The organism is Synechococcus sp. R55.2 (assembly GCF_047462075.1).
In the GTDB taxonomy this organism is placed as follows: Bacteria; Cyanobacteriota; Cyanobacteriia; order Thermostichales; family Thermostichaceae; genus Thermostichus.
The window spans coordinates 1-3124 of record NZ_JANSIH010000382.1 but is presented as its reverse complement, the minus strand read 5'-3'; the positions used below and the strand labels follow the sequence as shown (position 1 = coordinate 3124).

Annotated in this window: 3 protein-coding genes; 1 reads left to right on the top strand and 2 read right to left on the bottom strand. The window is 58.1% G+C overall.

Features of this window, described 5'->3' with window-relative positions; genetic code table 11:
- Window positions 1–71: 71 nt before the first annotated feature.
- The gene (locus NW838_RS12155; RefSeq protein WP_083757654.1) at window positions 72–413 is read left to right on the top strand and encodes a helix-turn-helix domain-containing protein; all 342 of its coding nucleotides are present in this window, start codon (window positions 72–74) and stop codon (window positions 411–413) included.
- Between the two features lie 397 nt (window positions 414–810).
- Here NW838_RS12155 and NW838_RS12150 read toward each other — a convergent pair whose 3' ends face one another.
- Both NW838_RS12150 and NW838_RS12145 read right to left on the bottom strand, forming a co-directional pair.
- Window positions 811–2172 carry an RNA-guided endonuclease InsQ/TnpB family protein gene (locus NW838_RS12150; RefSeq protein WP_414428114.1) on the bottom strand — a complete coding sequence of 454 codons (1362 nt, stop codon included), beginning with the start codon at window positions 2170–2172 and terminating at the stop codon, window positions 811–813.
- Between the two features lie 153 nt (window positions 2173–2325).
- Window positions 2326–2730, bottom strand: coding sequence for a universal stress protein (locus NW838_RS12145; RefSeq protein ID WP_011433838.1), 405 nt, complete (start codon window positions 2728–2730; stop codon window positions 2326–2328).
- Window positions 2731–3124 lie beyond the last annotated feature (394 nt).

Below are 3124 nucleotides of genomic sequence, written 5' to 3'. Positions count from 1 at the left end.
GTTGCGCCAGCTCGGCTGCCAAGTACTGGGCGTTGGTATTGGTGATCTCTCCCAAAAGCAATTCTGTGCCGATGCAGAGGATCTCAGCCCCTTGGGGAATAGCAGTTTGCGGTGGGATCATGCTTGGCCTCGAGCTCAGCTCAGCCGCAAGAGAAGTATACAAGCAGGGAGGTCTCGGCCTCCCTGCGCGCCCCCAGATTTTGGGCTTGCAGTTGGCCATTCCAAATGGCGGTGAGACAACCGGCAAGTTTCCATCTCCGGCGCCGGCAAAAAGATTGGGGGACGAGATGTATCCGACAGCACAACAGCGACAGACGCTGCAGCAGTGGTTGGGAACAGCTCGGTTTGTTTATAACCGCACCCTAGATTTTCTGAAGTCTTTAGAAGGCGAGCGTCCACCTGGATGCAAGTAGCTACTCACCACATCTTGCCTTCTCTACCAGATTGGGCGAAGGCAGTCCCGTACCAAACCAGAAAGTGGCAGTCATTGTTTGCGTTGGCCCATTCAAGACTTGCGGGATGAGCGCCAAGGCGGCCAGGTTCTGGGTGGACAACTTTGACATTTATTCTTTAACATTTTCTTTGACATTACTTGACATTGTTTATTGTCTTGGTTTATTGTCTTGCTGCTCAAGTTTCAGACCTCCAAGATAGCGGTCAGAAAGCAGCGCCAGCTACATGCCAAGACGGTGCGCTTGCTACTGGTGGGCGCGTAGTGCGTTCCAGGAACGGCCAGAGGCTGTGGCTGAGCAGTACGGGAAACAAGCATTGACATCCTCCCCGGCCTTTAGGCCGGAGATTCCTACCACGCTACGCATGGATGGCTCCTTGCGCAGTCGTCTCGGCGGGTTCCTGCTTCCGACCGCCCGTGCAGTTCGATCCACAGGCCATCCGGGCTGACACGGGTGGTTCACCCACCCGCATCCCGACCGCAGCGTCGGCCGTGTCCTGCCCTTCGTCTCGCAACAGCTGTATCCCGCGAGCAAGGATGTTGATGGCACCGACCAGAAAGGCCTCCGGCCCGCTGCCGCGAAAGGCCTCCGGCCCGCTGCCGCGAAAGGCCTCCGGCCCGCTGCCGCGATCGGCGTTATTCTCATAGCCGCACGCCACGCACTCGAACCAGGCTTGGGTCTGGCGGTTGTCTGATGAAACATGGCCGCAACATGGACAGGTGCGGCTCGGGTTCTGCGGCGGCACGACAATGAGCCTGCCACCTTTCCAGGCCAGCTTGTACTCCAGCATGCAGCGGAACTCATACCACCCCTGGTCGAGAATGGCTTTGTTTAACGCTGACTTGGCGCGGACGTTCTTCCCAGGAGCATCTGCCGTCCCTGCCGCCAACTTGGACATATTCCGCACCTGCAAGTCCTCGATGCACACGATTGCCTGGCTTTTGCAAATCGCGGTCGAGACCTTGTGCAGGAAGTCGCGGCGGGCGTTGGCCATCTGAGAATGAATACGCTGGAGGCGGGCTTTTGCCTTCTTCCAGTTGTTGCTGAACTTGACTTTGCGGGAGAGCGCTTGCTGTGCCTTGCGCAAGCGCGCCTCGTGCCGCTTGAAGCTGTTGAGGGGCGCGTAGAACGTGCCGTCCGAGAGGGTAGCCAAGCGGGCAATGCCCATGTCCATGCCCACTGCGCCCCCCTGCGGAATAGGCCAATTAACCTCCCGCTCGGTCTGGATCGACACGAACCACTTGCCAGCGTGCTTGGATACGGTGACGCTCTTGACCTTGCCCACCACGTCGCGGCTGTTGCGATAACGCAGCCAGCCAAGTTTGGGCAGAAAGATGCGGCTGTTGGCCTGGTCCAGCTGGATTTGCTTGGGCTCGGGATAACGGAAGCTGTCGGACCGGCCTTTTTTCTTGAACTTCGGGAAGCCGGCGCGTTGGGCGAAGAAGTGGCTGTAGGCTCGCTCCAAATCCTGGAGCGCCTGTTGCAGCGGATGCACCGGCGCATCCGCCAGCCACGCCGTATCTGTGCTGTGGCGCCACGCGGTGAGCAGCTGGCACAAGCCCGCATAGCCTAGCTTTTTCTGGCCTTGCTCGTGACGCTCCTTCTGCAACGCCAGTGCTTTGTTGTAGACGAACCGGCAGGAGCCAGCAAAGCGGCGCATCTGCCGTTCCTGCTGGCTGTTGGGCAGCAATTCGTACTTGAAGGCTTGAAGTCGTTGCACCGCTCAATCGTATTCTTGGCCTATGCGTGATGACAACGATATTCACATGGCCGGCACTGCGTTTTTAAAGGGCGTCGGCTACGGTCGGCGCTATCCTTCCCTGCCCTGAAGGACGGGGCTTGCCGCGCCTTTTGGTCAATGGGATCCCTCTCCTCAGGGCACGACCAACACCGGGCAGGGGGAGAGATCGATCACGCGGTGGCTCACGGAGTTGTTCTGCCCCTCTCCAGATAGGGTGAGGCCGCGGCAGCCCATCACAATCAGGCTGATCTCCAGCTCGTCTGCCACATCACAGATGACAAAAGGCACCTTCCCCTCTCGATACTCACTCTTGACGTTGCTAAGGCCGATTTGATGCAGGCCAGACTCCGTTTGCTTAAGCAGGTTGTGGATGTTCTGCCGGGCTTGCTCGGCTCGCTCCGGGTCAAGCTCCGTATCATCCAGCACAGAAAGCAAATACACTTGGCTCTTGTAGCGCTGTGCTATGTCCGCCACCAAGGGCAAGGCGTGGCTGGTCTCACGCGAGTTATCGATGGGAAAGAGCAGTTTGTCGAACATAGCCGAGGATCCCAACGGTCGACCCCAGTCCCTATCCAAATTCAAGTTCAAGGCGAAGGCTGACTTTATTCTACCAACTTTGCCGGGGGCTGAAGGATCCCAGCCCATTTTCCTATTGTGAGGGGCTCGACCTTAGCCGCTTGGCATCAACCGGAAACGGGAGCCCTTTTGGATAAGCAGTAGAAGACGCCCTGCATACTGCTCATGGGAAAGCCCGACCTTTTGAAGCTGTGCTTGGCTGGGGTTTACGCAGTTCCTGCCGTTGGGCCACTTCCAGATCAAGCTAAACGGCAATTGGGATCTAGAGCCGCAGAAATGGTCTCCTGGATCTGCTGTTGCTGCAGGGATCCCTTGGGCCTGACTCGTATACACATCTCCGAGCCCACGAGACGCT